12 protein-coding genes are annotated in these 14204 nt (G+C 69.9%); 8 read left to right on the forward strand and 4 right to left on the reverse strand.

Annotation, left to right across the window (positions count from 1 at the left end; all coding sequences use genetic code 11):
- Position 1: 1 nt before the first annotated feature.
- The 8 genes from PSH03_RS26905 to PSH03_RS26940 all read left to right on the forward strand — a co-directional run bounded on the left by PSH03_RS26905 (position 2) and on the right by PSH03_RS26940 (position 9121).
- On the forward strand, positions 2–472 hold the full coding sequence (locus tag PSH03_RS26905) for an SRPBCC family protein (protein WP_112626174.1): 471 nt from the start codon (positions 2–4) through the stop codon (positions 470–472).
- Entirely contained in the window at positions 469–2130 is a 1662-nt protein-coding gene (locus PSH03_RS26910) for an acetyl-CoA carboxylase carboxyltransferase subunit alpha (RefSeq protein WP_238690778.1), read from the forward strand. Before PSH03_RS26905 ends, PSH03_RS26910 begins: the two co-directional genes overlap by 4 nt.
- Positions 2117–2554, forward strand: a complete 438-nt coding sequence (locus tag PSH03_RS32635; RefSeq protein WP_151496891.1) for an acetyl-CoA carboxylase biotin carboxyl carrier protein — start codon at positions 2117–2119, stop codon at positions 2552–2554. Before PSH03_RS26910 ends, PSH03_RS32635 begins: the two co-directional genes overlap by 14 nt.
- A 4-nt stretch (positions 2555–2558) precedes the next feature.
- The gene (locus tag PSH03_RS26920) at positions 2559–3944 is read left to right on the forward strand and encodes an acetyl-CoA carboxylase biotin carboxylase subunit (protein ID WP_210781788.1); all 1386 of its coding nucleotides are present in this window, start codon (positions 2559–2561) and stop codon (positions 3942–3944) included.
- 154 nt (positions 3945–4098) lie between these two features.
- Entirely contained in the window at positions 4099–5562 is a 1464-nt protein-coding gene (locus PSH03_RS26925) for a peroxidase family protein (protein ID WP_210781789.1), read from the forward strand.
- A 106-nt stretch (positions 5563–5668) separates the two neighbouring features.
- Positions 5669–7114: an adenosylhomocysteinase gene (gene ahcY / locus PSH03_RS26930; protein ID WP_210781790.1), complete on the forward strand. Its 1446-nt coding sequence runs from the start codon at positions 5669–5671 to the stop codon at positions 7112–7114.
- A 15-nt stretch (positions 7115–7129) separates the two neighbouring features.
- A complete protein-coding gene (locus tag PSH03_RS26935) occupies positions 7130–8107 on the forward strand; it encodes a carbohydrate kinase family protein (protein WP_210781791.1) in 978 nt (325 codons plus the stop codon).
- Positions 8108–8197: 90 nt separating this feature from the next.
- Positions 8198–9121, forward strand: coding sequence for a hypothetical protein (locus PSH03_RS26940; RefSeq protein WP_238690779.1), 924 nt, complete (start codon positions 8198–8200; stop codon positions 9119–9121).
- A 24-nt stretch (positions 9122–9145) separates the two neighbouring features.
- Here the strand turns inward: PSH03_RS26940 and PSH03_RS26945 are convergent, their stop codons facing one another.
- Genes PSH03_RS26945 through PSH03_RS26960 form a run of 4 tightly spaced genes read right to left on the reverse strand, consistent with a single transcriptional unit; the run spans position 9146 to position 14184 of the window.
- Positions 9146–10192, reverse strand: coding sequence for an NlpC/P60 family protein (locus tag PSH03_RS26945; protein ID WP_210781793.1), 1047 nt, complete (start codon positions 10190–10192; stop codon positions 9146–9148).
- 25 nt (positions 10193–10217) lie between these two features.
- Positions 10218–10703 (reverse strand): poly-gamma-glutamate biosynthesis protein PgsC/CapC, encoded by a 486-nt coding sequence (locus tag PSH03_RS26950; protein WP_210781794.1) that lies wholly within the window; start codon positions 10701–10703, stop codon positions 10218–10220.
- Positions 10700–11977, reverse strand: coding sequence for a poly-gamma-glutamate synthase PgsB (gene pgsB / locus PSH03_RS26955; RefSeq protein WP_210781795.1), 1278 nt, complete (start codon positions 11975–11977; stop codon positions 10700–10702). Before pgsB ends, PSH03_RS26950 begins: the two co-directional genes overlap by 4 nt.
- 2 nt (positions 11978–11979) lie before the next feature.
- The gene (locus PSH03_RS26960; RefSeq protein ID WP_210781796.1) at positions 11980–14184 is read right to left on the reverse strand and encodes a HAMP domain-containing protein; all 2205 of its coding nucleotides are present in this window, start codon (positions 14182–14184) and stop codon (positions 11980–11982) included.
- Positions 14185–14204: the final 20 nt, after the last annotated feature.

The following is a 14204-nucleotide window of genomic DNA, read 5'->3' on the forward strand; positions in this document are numbered from 1 at the left end:
CATGGCCGGACACACTGACAACGCGGTCGTCATCAACGCACCGTTCGACCTCGTCTGGGACCTGACCAACGACATCCCCAACTGGCCCTCCCTGTTCAGCGAGTACGCCAGCACCGAAGTGCTCTCGACGTCCGCCGACGGGGCCGTCGTCTTCCGGCTGACCATGCACCCCGACCCGGCCGGCCGGGTCTGGAGCTGGGTCTCCGAGCGGGTGCCCGACCGCAGCGACCGGGTGGTCCGGGCACGGCGGCTGGAGACGGGCGCCTTCAAGTACATGAACCTGTTCTGGGAATACACCGAGATCCCGGACGGCGGCGTGCGGATGCGGTGGGTACAGGACTTCGAGATGCGGCCGGGCGGGCACGCCGACGACGAGGGCATGACCGCCCACCTCAACCGGACCACACGTGAGCAGCAGGCACGCATCCGGGAGATCGTGGAGAAGGCCGCGGCCGAACGCGGGCAGTCATGACCGCCACCGTCAACACGCCCGTCGGCAAGAGCTGGCTGATCTGCCCGGGCTGCCGGGCGTTGCTCTACCAGCGCCGGGTCGAGCGCAACCTGGGCGTCTGCCCGGAGTGCGACCACCACGACCAGGTCACCGCGCACCAGCGGATCGAGCAGCTCTTCGATCTCGACTCGGTCGAGGAGCTGCCACCGGTCGGCGCCTTCGGTGATCCGCTCGGGTTCGTCGACACCCTGCCCTACCCGCAACGGATCGAGGCCGCCCGCCGGCGCACCGGGCTCGACGAGGCGGTCGTCTGCGTCCGGGGCACTGTCGAGGGGCAGCCGTTGATAGCGGCGGTCATGGACTTCCGGTTCCTCGGCGGCAGCCTCGGCTCCGGCGTCGGTGAGCGGATCACCCGGACGGCCGAGTTGGCGCTCGAAACCCGTACGCCGCTGCTGATCGTCAGCGCCTCCGGCGGCGCCCGGATGCAGGAGGGCGTGCTGTCGCTCATGCAGATGGCCAAGACGAGCGCGGCGCTCGGAGCCCTCGACGAGGCCGGGGTACTGACGATCTCGCTGGTCAGCGACCCGACCTACGGTGGCGTCGCGGCGTCGTTCGCGACGCTCTGCGACGTCATTCTCGCCGAGCCGGGAGCGCGCCTCGGCTTCGCCGGGCCGAGGGTCATCCAGCAGACGCTACGTCAGCCGCTGCCGGCCGGCTTCCAGACCGCCGAGTACCTCTTCGCCCGCGGCATGCTCGACGACCTGGTGCCCCGCTCGAACCTGCGGCCGACCATCGGCCGGCTGCTGGCCTTCGCGGGGGCCGACCGGTCCGCGCCGGATCCTCACCCGGTACGGGCGACCGCGCCTTCCGAGTCGGCGGACCCGTGGGCGGTCGTGGCGCTGTCCCGCGATCTCGGTCGACCGTCCACACTCGACTACATCGGCCACTTCGTGGACGGTTTCGTGGAGCTGCACGGCGACCGCCTGGCGAGTGACTGCCCGGCGATCGTCGGCGGCGTCGGCCTGATCGACGGCCGACCCACAGTGGTGATCGGCCACCAGAAGGGCCACACGGTCGCCGAGGTGGCCAGCCGCAACTTCGGCATGGCCACACCGGCCGGCTATCGCAAGGCGGCCCGGCTGATGCGCCTGGCCGAGAAGCTGGGCACGCCGATCGTGACGCTGATCGACACGCCCGGCGCCTACCACGGCATCTCGGCGGAGGAGAACGGGCAGGCCCTCGCCATCGCCGACAGCATCCGGCTGATGGCCGGGCTGACGGTTCCGGTCGTCGCGATCGTGACCGGCGAGGGCGGCAGCGGAGGTGCCCTCGCCCTCGGCGTCGGCAACCGGGTGCTGATGCTCGCCAACGCGACGTACTCGGTGATCAGCCCGGAAGGCTGCGCGGCGATCCTCTGGAACGACTCCGGTCGGGCCGACGAGGCCGCCGCGCAGCTCAAGCTCCAGGCCGGCGACCTGCTGGCGTTCGGCATCGTCGACGGGGTGGTTCCCGAACCACCCGGCGGGGCACCGGCCGATCCCGGGGCGACCGCCTCGGCCGTGCACCGGGCGGTTGTCGACGCGTTCGCGGAGTTGGCCGGTCTCAGCCGCGAGGAGGTGCGGGCCCAGCGCCGGGCCCGCTTCCGACAGATCGGAGGTTTGACGAATGCCGGAGGGTAACGCCGACCCGCTGGATGCCGCGGTCCGCAGTCTCGCGCGGCTGATCGGGTCGACGCCAGGTCCGGTCCGCCGTGCCCGGCTCCAGCACGGCGACCTGGTGGTCGAGGTGGAGTGGCCGGACGGCGCACCCGGGGTGGCGGCGGTCCCGGCGGTCCCGCCGGTGGAGGCCGACGCCGGTCTGCACTACGTGTGCGCACCGATGGTCGCGACGCTCTACCTCGCGCCGTCGCCAGGCGCTGACCCGTTCGTCAGTGAGGGCGACCAGGTCGTGCCCGGCCAGCAGGTCGCGATCCTCGAAGCGATGAAGATGATGATCCCGGTCGAAGCCGACCGCGCGGGCGAGGTCGTGAAGGTGCTGGTGCCCAACGCGACCCCGGTCGAGTACGGCGAACGGTTGATCGCCTTAGCTGTGTCGGAGGGCTGACCCAGTGTTCGAGTCGGTGCTGATCGCCAACCGGGGCGAGATCGCGGTCCGGATCGCCCGGACCTGCCGGGAGATGGGGCTGCGTACCGTGGCGGTCTACTCGACCGTCGACCGGGACTCGGCGGTGGTGCGGCTGGCCGACGAAGCCGTCCAGATCGGGCCCGGTCCCAGCCGGCGCAGCTACCTGAGCGCCCCGGCCATCATCGAGGCGGCCCGCCGCACGGGAGCCGACGCCATCCACCCGGGCTACGGATTCCTCTCCGAGGACCCGGACTTCGCCGAGATCTGCGAGGCCGACGGGATCACGTTCATCGGGCCGCCGCCCGCCGTGATGGCCGCGCTGGGCGACAAGGCCCGGACGCGGGGCATCATGGCGGGCCTCGGCCTACCCGTGCTCCCCGGCACTACCGACGCCGTCGAGTCGGCGGCCCACGCCCGCGCGGTCGCCGACGAGATCGGCTTCCCGCTGATCATCAAGGCGGTCGCCGGTGGCGGCGGTCGGGGCGTACGGGTGGTCCGCGACCCGGCCTCGTTCCTGGGCGAGTTCGCGTCCGCGCGGGCCGAGGCACAGCTGCTCTTCGGCGACAACCGGGTCTACATCGAGCGCTACCTCGAGTCGGCCCGCCACGTCGAGGTGCAGGTGCTCACCGACCGCTACGGCAACGGAATCCACCTCGGCGAGCGCGACTGTTCGGTGCAGCGGCGTCACCAGAAGCTGATCGAGGAGTCGCCCGCGCCCGGGTTGCCGCAACACATGGTCGACCGGATGACCGCCGCCGCGGTCACCGGCGCGCTCGGTGTCGGCTACGTGGGCGCGGGCACCTTCGAGTTCCTGGTCGGCGGTGGGGACGACTTCCACCTCATGGAGGTCAACTGCAGGCTCCAGGTCGAACACCCGGTCTCCGAGCTGGTGACCGGCGTCGACCTGGTGCGGCAACAGATCCTCGTCGCGGCCGGCGAGCGGCTGGCGCTGACCCAGGCCGACGTGACGCCGCGCGGTACCGCGATCGAGTGTCGCCTCAACGTCGAGGATCCGGCGCGCGGCTTCGTACCGACGCCGGGTGAGCTGACCCGCTTCGACCTGCCCGCCGGCCCGTTCGTCCGGGTCGACACGCACGGGTACGCCGGCTACCGGGTCCCGGCCGACTACGACTCCCTCCTCGCGAAGGTGGTCGTCTGGGCGCCGGACCGCACCCAGGCCCTGGCCCGGATGGCCCGGGCGCTCGACGAGTGCGCCATCGAAGGGCCTGGTGTGGCGACCACCCGGGACTTCCTCCGATCGACGCTCGACCACCCGCTGTTCCGCGCCGCGAAACACGACACCTCGCTTGTCGACACCATGCTCACCGGCCTCCAGCCGGACACCACCGAAGCTCCAGGGCGCCACTAACCGAAGGGTTCACACTGCTGCCGGTTCGCGGGTTTGCGGCCCGTGCGTCCACGCGGGCGCCCGCGGACGGAAGGTGGCCGACATGGCAATTGACAACGCTTCTCGAGGTGTCAGCCGACGGCGATTATTGGCCGGAGTCGGCGCGGGGGCGCTCGTGGCCGGCACCGGGGGAGTCCTGCTCGACGCGACGCCGGCGGCGGCCGCGTTCTCCAACCGGTTCGGCCGAATGTTCCCGTCGCTGCCGGCATTCGGGTCCGCGACGACCCAGATGCGGAACGCGCTGATCGACCTGTCGCGCGTCGGCGGCCCGATGGACGCCCGCGACCCGCTCAGCGTCGGCGCGGAGGCGCTCGCCGACCAGCAGCAGCACAGCATCAACAACCCCGACAACTTCTCGATCCCGCAGGGCATGACGTACTTCGGGCAGTTCGTCGACCACGACCTGGCCTTCGAGACGACGGCGCCGCTGGGCACGCCGGTCGACCCGACCACTGTGCCGAACCCCCGGACGCCGGCCCTCGACCTCGACTCGCTCTACGGTGGTGGGCCGACCGGGAACCCGGAGTTGTACAACTCCGCCGATCCCGCCAAACTCAAGATCGAGTCGGGCGGGCGCTTCGAGGACCTGCCGCGTAACTCCAGTGGCAGGGCGATCGTCTTCGACGTCCGCAACGACGAGAACCTGCCGATCGCGCAGATCACGGCCGCGTTCATCCTCTTCCACAACCGGGTGGTCGACCTGGTGCGCGCACAGGGCACCCCGGCGGCGCAGGTCTTCGGCGCCGCCCGGCAACTCGTCACCTGGCACTACCAGTGGATCGTGCTCAACGAGTTCCTCCCGCTGATCGCCGGCCCGGGCACTGTCTTCACAGTGCTCAACGGCGGCCGCCGCTTCTACAAGCCGGAGCCGAACGCGACGTTCATCCCGGTCGAGTTCACCGCGGCGGCGTTCCGCTTCGGCCACAGCCAGCCGCGACCGGCCTACCTGGTCAACCGGACCGGCAACGGCGGCGACGAGTTCTACGCCATGCTCTTCGACCCGGCGCTGAGCGGCGCCGACCCGGCCGACCTGCGCGGTGGGAAGCGGGCCGCCCGCCGCTACCTCGACCACCAGTTCTGGTTCCAGTTCTTCGACGGCCAGGTGCGCTGGAGCAAGTGGGTCGACGTCCGCAACTCGACGCCGCTGTTCGGCTTCCCGCTGCCACCGCCGCCGTCCGGCTCCCCGTCGGCCAACCTGCTCGGACGTGACCTGCTCCGTCAGCTCACCTTCGGCATCCCGTCGGGCCAGCGGATCGCCGCACACATCGGGGCACCGGCACTCGGCAGCTTCAACTTCCCGGAGCTCAGTGGGTACGGCCTCGGCCTGGACTCCAACACCCCGCTCTTCTACTACCTCCTCAAGGAGGCACAGCTCCAGGCCGGCGGCGGTTCACTGGGCGCGGTAGGTGGGCGAATCGTGGCGGAGGTGCTCATCGGCATCGCCCAGCTCGACCCGGCCAGCTACCTGAAGGTGCAGCCCAACTGGCGTCCGACCCTGCCGGCCCGCTTCTCGGGCCAGTTCACGATGGCCGACCTGCTCACGTACGCCCGGGTCGACCCGGCCAGTCGCAACTCCTGACGGCGCGTGCTCCGCACCCGGGCCCGGGGCGGCCCGGTGTGTGGAGCACGGGCGCGGTTGAACGGGACTCCAACGGTCCTCGACACTGGTGCGGGAGGGTGCGGACATGACTGGCGACTTCAGCGATTTCAAGGTGGCGGATCTTTCGTTGGCGGCCTTCGGGCGTAAGGAGATCGAACTGGCCGAGCATGAGATGCCGGGTCTGATGTCGATCCGGAGGGAGTTCGCCTCGCGGCAGCCGTTGAAGGGTGCGCGGATCACCGGCTCGCTGCACATGACGATCCAGACGGCGGTGTTGATCGAGACGCTGGTGGCGCTCGGCGCGCAGGTCCGGTGGGCGTCCTGCAACATTTTCTCCACCCAGGACCACGCGGCGGCGGCGATCGTGGTCGGCCCGACCGGCACCCCGGACGCCCCGGCGGGTGTGCCGGTCTACGCCTGGAAGGGCGAGTCCCTCGACGAGTACTGGTGGTGCACCCAGCAGGTGCTGCTCTGGCCGGACGGGCAGGGCCCGAACATGATCCTCGACGATGGTGGTGACGCCACACTGCTGGTGCACAAGGGCGCCGAGTTCGAGGCCATCGGGGCGGTCCCGTCGCCGGAGAGCGCCGACTCGGAGGAGTACGAGGTCATCCTCGGTGTGTTGACGCGGTCGCTGCGGGAGGACAACCGCCGCTGGACGCGGGTCGCCGCCGGGATCAAGGGGGTGACCGAGGAGACCACGACCGGCGTGCACCGGCTGTACGAGATGCAGCAGGCGGGAAACCTGCTGTTCCCGGCGATCAATGTGAACGACTCGGTGACCAAGAGCAAGTTCGACAACAAGTACGGCTGCCGGCACTCGTTGATCGACGGGATCAACCGGGCCACCGATGTGCTGATCGGTGGCAAGGTCGCCGTGGTGTTCGGCTACGGCGACGTCGGTAAGGGCTGTGCCGAGAGTCTGCGTGGTCAGGGAGCGCGGGTCATCGTGACCGAGGTGGACCCGATCTGTGCCCTGCAGGCGGCGATGGACGGCTACCAGGTCGCGACCATCGACGACGTGGTCGAGACCGCCGACATCTTCGTGACCGCGACGGGCTGCTTCAGCGTCATCACCAACGAGCACATGGCGCGGATGAAGCACCAGGCGATCGTGGGGAACATCGGCCACTTCGACAATGAGATCGACATGGCCGGTCTCGCGAAGCGCGGGGACGTCGAGCGGGTCACTGTGAAGCCGCAGGTGGACGAGTGGCGGTTCGCGGACGGCCACTCGATCATCGTGTTGTCGGAGGGTCGGCTGTTGAACCTTGGCAACGCCACCGGGCATCCGAGCTTCGTGATGTCGAACAGCTTCGCCAACCAGACCATCGCGCAGATCGAGCTGTTCACCAGCACCGACCAGTACCCGATCGGTGTCCACACCCTTCCGAAGCACCTGGACGAGAAGGTGGCCCGACTCCACCTCTCCGCGCTGGGTGTCCGCCTCACCGAACTGACCAAGGAACAAGCCAACTACCTCGGCGTCCCGGTCGAGGGGCCGTACAAGCCCGACCACTACCGCTACTGAGAGGGCCCGCCCCGCATGATCGCCGTATCCGGCTCGATCGCGACCGACCATCTGATGCGCTTCCCGGGGCGGTTCGCCGAGCAACTCATCGCCGGCAGCCTCGACACCGTCTCGCTCTCGTTCCTCGTCGACGACCTGGTCGTCCGTCGCGGCGGGGTCGCTGCCAACATCGCCTTCGGGCTCGCTCAACTCGGGCACCGGTCGGTGCTGCTCGGTGCGGTCGGCGGCGACTTCGGCGACTACCGCAGCTGGCTGGAGCGGCACGGGGTCGACTGCTCGGAGGTGCAGGTCAGCTCCGTCGCACACACCGCCCGGTTCATCTGCACCACCGACACCGACCTCTGCCAGATCGCGTCGTTCTATCCCGGCGCGATGGGTGAGCCCGACCGGATCAGCCTCGACGGTGTCGCCGCGCGGGCCGGCGGGCTCGGGCTCGTCATCGTCGCCGCGGAGAACCCGGAAACGATGCTCGCCCGCGCCGCCGCCTGCCGCCGGCTGGGCCTGCCCTTCGCGGCCGACCCGTCACAGCAGCTGGCCCGGATGCCGTCGGCCGACATCGAGGCGATGATCAACGGCGCTCGCTACCTGTTGACGAACGAGTACGAGGCGGCGCTGCTGGAGTCGAAGACCGGGCTGAGCGAGGACGACATCCTGCGCCGCGTGGGCGTGCGGGTCGTGACCCTCGGCGCCAACGGGGTACGCGTCACCGGGCAGGAGGGTGACTTCCTGGTCCCGGCGGCGCGGGTGGGCCGCATCGTCGACCCGACCGGCGTCGGCGACGGCTTCCGGGCCGGCTTCTTCGCCGCGCTCGCCGCCGACCTGCCCATCGAGCGCGCGGCACAGGTGGGCTGCGTACTGGCGGCGCACGTGCTGGAGGTCGAGGGCCCGCAGGAATACACGGTCGACGCCGACGCTTTCGAGCGCCGCATCGCCGACTCCTACGGCCCGGACGTCGCTGTCGACGTGCGGGCGCTGGGGCTGGCTCGGGTCTGACCGGGCCAGCCGGCCGAGGCGCGCGAGGTTCGGTGCCGCGTCGGAACGAGCCGGAGCGGACTCTCCGGGATGATCGGATAGCCTGCACGTGTGCGTACACCGCTTCCGGCTCCGAGTTCCACTCGCCGGGGACTGTTCGCGGCGGCGACGCTGGCACTGCTCGGGGCGGGGGCGTGCGCCGACGCCGAGCCGAAGTCCGAACAGCAGCGAGGGCCCGATCCTGAGCTTCTGATCGACGAGCTGACCGCGGGCCTCTCCCGGGACAATCCCTACCGTGACCCGGACGCGGGGGAGCGGGCGGCGGCCCAGCGGGCAGCGCGATCGCTGGTCACCGAGCCGGACGCCGGCGCCGACCTGGATCGGGTCTTCGACGACCTCGGCTTCCGGGCTCACCACGGGGCGGACCCGGTCACCGGCCGGCCGTTCAGCCTCTACCTCGCCGACGGGTCCGACGACCGTTCCTGGGGTGCCGTGTTGGTGGACCGGAGCACGACCCCGCGCACGGTGATCGAGGTGCCGCACCCCGGCTTCGACATCAACACGGAGAAGCTGGGGCTGGTGTTGTACCGCAAGGCACCGGCCAGCGTGCTGCTGGTCGCTGGGGCCCACCGGCAGGCCGCCGACGGCGACGCGGACGTTGCCCACAATGACCGGTCGCTGTTCCACGCCCTGGCGACCGAGTTCGCCGACAACGGCCTCGACCAGATTCAACTGCACGGCTTCGCCGACCGGAACCTGCCCACGTCCGACGCGGTGGTGTCGACCGGTTCGGCTCCGGTGACCCCGGTGGCCCGCCGGATCGCGGACGGCCTCTCCGGGGCCGGGCTGAACACCTGCCGGGCATGGGTGAAGAAGTGCGGCCAACTTGAGGGCAAGACCAACGAGCAGGGTCGGGCGGCGGCGGCACTGGACGCCGTCTTCATTCACCTGGAGCTGAGCTGGTCGGTCCGGCGGGACACCGAGGCCCGTAGCCGCGTCGCGAGGGTGCTCGCGGAGCAGCTCACCGTGACCTGACCCGACGGTCGGTTGCTGTCGAGGTCAGATCCGGCGGGCCGTCCGCCAGCGCAGTGCCCAGTAGCCGGTGCCGTCCAGGATGGACTCGCCACCCAGGTCACCCATCGTGGGGCCGTTGGCGGTGGTGCGGCTGGAGATGAACCGGTGGTGTCCCCGGTCGTCAACGCCGAGGTACATGCCGGAATGCTCGATGTTCGCGCCCTGCACCGGCCCGGCGTTGAAGAAGAGAAGGTCGCCGGGGAGCAGCCGATCCAACTCCCGGGCCCGCTTGCCGGTGTTCGGCATGAGCAGGGCCCCTGGCCCCACCGAGGCCATCGCGGTCGCCCGCCGCGGCAGACCGGGGCCGGCGTTGTTGGTACCGAGCAGCGGATAGCCCATCCGGTAGCCGTAGACCATGCGCAGGAAGCCAGAGCAGTCCAGGCTGCGGATGTGCGACGGTGCCGGCTTCTCCTTCTTGTCGGGGAACTCCCACGGCACCCCGAGGTAGTCGTAGAAGTCGGAGTTCTCCGCGCGACCGTCCGGGTCGATGTCGGAGAGCGGCCCGAAGGCGGCGTCGCCGGAGTACTGCCGGCCCTTCGAATCCTTCTTCGGTACGGCGACGTAGGTGTATTCCCGGGCCACCGCCAGCACGTCCGGGGAGCGGTCCGTGCGAGCTTTCCGGAACCAGTCGGTAAACCACTTCTCTTTCTCGGCGCCCGCCCGCCACTCTCGGGGGGCGAGTCGTACCCAGAGATCGGCGGGCACCTTGGCCTTCGTGAACCGTGCCTCGGCGAACGTTCGCTGCGGGCCGCTGATGTGCACGGTGCGAGCACCGTCGGTCATGATCGCGACGGTCTTCCCCTTGGCGTCGAGCATCTGCGTCCGGTCCGGCGCGGTCAGCCGTCGGTAGCTGTAGCCGGCGCCGCTGGGCGGGGCGGCCTGCGCGGCCTGCGCGCCGAGGCTCAGCTCGATCGGATCCGCCGCGGTGTGCCGGACGACGACATAGGTGAAGGTGCTGCCAGCTGTCAGCAACGCGAAGGCGGCGACGGTCATCAGCACGGCGCGGCCCCGGGAGTAAGTCCGGTAGTTCATGCCTGTCCCTTGTCGGTGTCCGGTTTCAGGTGACCGGCACGAAGCCGGCCACGACGCCGCTGAACGCCACGCCGTAGGTGATGGCGGTGACCATGACGGTGGCCAGCACGGTTGCTTTCGGTGGCTGCCGCACGAGCTGGTAGGCGATCAGCCCTGGCGCCACGAAGCCCAGGGTCTGATGCGCGAAGAGCAGCGGCAGGTCGCGTTGGACGATCACGAACAGCGTCATCTGGAGGAGGACGCTGAGCAGGACGATCGCGGCGAAGAGGCGCTTGCCGTAGAGGATCACCATGCGCTGCATCACCCGGGTGAGAACGTACGTGACGACCGTCATCACCACGATCACCGCGGCTTGGAGCGGGTCCTCGATCAGCGCGAGCGCGATCCAGCCCGGCGTGATCATCCCGCCGGGCGAGAGGTTGGTGGTCAGATAGCAGAGCAGCGCGAAGACCAGGCCGATGCCGAGGCAGGCGGTGGCGAGCTGCGCGCTGAGTTCTCCTCCGAATGTCACCGGTAGGTCCTTCCGAGAAACACGGTCTCGCCGTCCACGTCCGAAGTGCGCGCGGTCGGCGGACGGAGCATCGATTCGGCGCTGGTGTGGTCGTTCGGTTCCCAGCTCGGCAGCGCGGCCAGCTCGTGCAGCAGCACCTCACCCTGCCCGTGGATGTTCCCGACGGCGACGATGGAGGCGTCTTCCGCGGTCACCGCCATGACCTCGCTGATCAGCCGCTCCGACGGGAGTTTGCCGCCCAGGTCGACCACCCGGCTCTGCAAATCGGCGGGCACGTTGACCCGGGCACTGCGGGTCATCTCTCCGATCAGGACGATGCGTTGCGGTTGGACCCGGCCGGCGAGCGTACCCATCTGACCGTTCCGCTCCACCCGGTCCGGTCGGCAGTTGATCACCATGGTCAACGGCTGGCTGATCAGCCGTTGCTTCTCGAGTTGCTCGATGTTCATGAACGTCGACTCCGGGTCGTTGGCGGCGAAGATGTTGGCGAACCTGACCCGCTTGTTGCCGTAGAGAACCCGGGCCACCGAGAGCACACCCGGATCGGGTGGTGCCGACCACATGCCGGCGAGGGCACTTCGCCGGTCGACGCCGAGCTGTTCGGCAACGGCGAGCGCGATGGCCACGTTCTCCTTGAAGGTGATCCAGCCGAACCCCGACATCTCCTGATCGGTCACCGACTCGGGGTCGACAGCGATCAGCTGGCAGTTCCGGTTGGCTGCCTCCTTCTCCAGGATCGCCAGCCGGTCCTTTTCCGCGGTGATGCAGATGCCGTCCTCGGGCATCGACCGGCTCAGCGACCGAGCCACGTCGTCGAGAGTCGGCCCCATCTCCGCGAGGTGGTCCTCGCGAACGTTGCAGAGCACCCCGATGGTGGACCGGATGAGCTTGCTCTGGTTGATCTCCTGCAACGCCGGCATGACCGCCATGCACTCGATGACCAGCGCATCCGGGTGATAGACAGCCGCCCGTCGAACGATGCCGATCTGCTCGACCACATTGGCGATCCCGAACTTGCGGTGTACCGGCTCCTCGCTGGCATCCGGGAAGATGAACCGGGCGGCGGTACCGGTGGTCTTGGCCACCACGACCTTGTCGCCGCCGCGCAGCGCGCCCGCGCAGAGCCGTGTGATCGAACTCTTGCCACGGATGCCGTTGACCAGCACGCGGTGCGGGATGGTGTTGAGGTTGCGGTTGTGGTTCCGCTGTTCGATCACGCCGGCCACCAGGAGCGCGAGGCAGCAGAGGGCGTAGACGGTGTACAGGTAGAACATGCTCAGCCCCTCGTCGCCCGGTTGCGCGTGCCGGCCGCGTGCCGGACGCGGGCGAGGACGCTGGTCCGGTCGGCTCCCGCGCCACGCAGCCGCAGCGCACCACCGAACCGGGCGGACCCGGTGTGCCGGACCTGGCGACAGATCTCCAGGCACATCGCGATCGCGCCGATGTCGTCGTGGCGCTGTGGCGGAACGGGCAGTTCCACAGTCCCGTCGCTCATCCGCTCAGCGAAGGCACTCAACCTCCGCAACGGCCGGACGAAGATGTAGAGCTGCCACACGTGGGTGAGCAGGGCGATGCCGACCACTGCGCCAGCCAGCAGCAAGGTCCAGCGCCGCTCCACCATCGTCGGTAGGCGCAGCCCGGCGACGTCCTGCTCCAGCACGACCGCCCACTCGAGGTGGGCGACGGTCGTCGGCGCGGTCAGACCGGAGGCGGCGATCATCGCCGGGGCGCCGTCCTCGGTGATCGACCGGCCAACCGTGCTGCCCGGCAGCACCTCGACCGCAATGCTGCGGGCCAACTCGCCCTGCAGCGGCTGGAATGCCTGGAAGCCCTCCGAATCCAGGATCGTCCGCAGCTCCGCGTCGACGACCCGGACCCGACCGTCGACCCGACGGACCAGCCCGAGAAGACGGTCCGGGTCGAACTCACCAACCACCGCGTAGCCGTCGGCGCGCTGGTTGAAGGCGTACACCAGCGGCAATCGATCGGCCGTGTCGTCGAGGTGAATGCCGACCTCGCCGGGCAGCGGCGCGACGGCCCGCAGCGGTTTCCGACCCGCCCCCGCCACCTTCTTTCCGTCGCGATCGATCAGGTACAACGCCCGGAGCCGCTGCTCGTCGGCGAGTTCCCGGTCGAGTTCCCGGTCCGCCTGGGCGAGGTCCTTCGAGGTCACCCCCTGCGACACCCGGGAGACGGTGGTCAGGCCGTCGTCGAGCAGGTGTCCCAGCGCGTTGCTGGCCTCCTCGGCTCGGCTCTCCTCGTCCCGCACCAACTGCACGGGAATCGCCGGATCGGAGGCCTGCAGCGCGAGCACCGTGGCTGCCACTGGCCAGAGCATCGCGATCACCACGGCGACGGTCAGGCCCTGGAGAACGGTCGGCCGCCACCGCCGGTCCGGCGGGTACTGGTCGCCTGAGGTCAGGGCCAGTGCCCGCGCGATCCGGTGCGCTTCGCGGATGCGCATCGGCGCGCGGTGCCGCGTCATCGCGCCGCAGGCGTCGGCCTTCGCCTGATCCAGCAGCGCCCGGACCGGCCGGACCAGGGACATGCGCATGAGTACGAAGCTGAGCAGGGCCACGACCAGCAGACTGAGCCCGAGCAACGCCCCCTTGGTGCCCGAGGTCCCCCCACTCACCTCGGAGGCGAGCAGGGAGACGACAACAAGTCCGGTCTCACCCACCGGCGCGGACGACACCACCAATCTGCGGTCCTTCCACTCCTTGACGACCACCTCACGGCTTTGCGGCGAGTCGGACCCGGCCTGGCCGGCGAAGACCGCCGGCAGGTGCACGGCGTCGACCGCATTGGCCCCCTGCATCAGGCTGCTCTTGCCGTCGGGGGTGATCATGTGGATGCCATGTCCCGCATCGGGGTTGAGTCGTAGGTTGCGCATGGTGACCGGCTGGATCGCGAGCACCGACCGGGTGTCGTCCAGCGCGACGGAGTAGACCAGCATGGGGCCATCCGGCGTGGTGACGGCGATGGTCCTGTCGACGTCAAGCACCGGCGGCAGCAGGTCGATCGGCAGCGCCGCGCCCTTGGCGGCGAGAGGTCGCCGGGAGGCGGTCTCGACGATCGCCGCGCCGGTGAAGCCGCTGCCCTCTTCGACCAGCCGGTTCAGCAGGTCGGCCTCACTCGCGGCGCCGCGATCCAGCATCGTCCGGCTGAGATCGGTCGCCAGGCCGCGGGCTTCGACCTGCATGCTCGACGCCAGCTTGGTCACGACGTCACGCTGCGAGTCGACGACGGCCGGGAGTACCCCGGGCTGGGCGCTGACCGCGAACCCGAGGATCGCCACGGCAACCACGAACATTGTGGTCCAGAGGTAGACCAGTGAGGGCGCGCTCGCACCGGCAGGGAAGGCCGCTGCTGGCAACTGCTGGTCGAGCGCCCGTCGCCGCCACGCCAGCAACTGTTCCTGGTCGTCTGTGGGGCCAGCCGCCGACTGCCATGGCGCATACTGCGCCGACCTGCCTGACACGAAACGACAACCTTCCCCGT

The organism is Micromonospora salmantinae (assembly GCF_022230905.1).
GTDB classification, from domain to species: Bacteria; Actinomycetota; Actinomycetes; order Mycobacteriales; family Micromonosporaceae; genus Micromonospora; species Micromonospora salmantinae.

Excerpts from the sequence above, each read along its gene's own strand:
- PSH03_RS26910 (WP_238690778.1), top strand. The coding sequence starts at position 469 with ATGACCGCCACCGTCAACACGCCCGTCGGCAAGAGCTGGCTGATCTGC.
- PSH03_RS26945 (WP_210781793.1), bottom strand. The coding sequence starts at position 10,192 with ATGAACTACCGGACTTACTCCCGGGGCCGCGCCGTGCTGATGACCGTC.
- ahcY (WP_210781790.1), top strand. The coding sequence starts at position 5,669 with ATGACTGGCGACTTCAGCGATTTCAAGGTGGCGGATCTTTCGTTGGCG.
- PSH03_RS26935 (WP_210781791.1), top strand. The coding sequence starts at position 7,130 with ATGATCGCCGTATCCGGCTCGATCGCGACCGACCATCTGATGCGCTTC.
- PSH03_RS26905 (WP_112626174.1), top strand. The coding sequence starts at position 2 with ATGGCCGGACACACTGACAACGCGGTCGTCATCAACGCACCGTTCGAC.
- PSH03_RS32635 (WP_151496891.1), top strand. The coding sequence starts at position 2,117 with ATGCCGGAGGGTAACGCCGACCCGCTGGATGCCGCGGTCCGCAGTCTC.
- pgsB (WP_210781795.1), bottom strand. The coding sequence starts at position 11,977 with ATGTTCTACCTGTACACCGTCTACGCCCTCTGCTGCCTCGCGCTCCTG.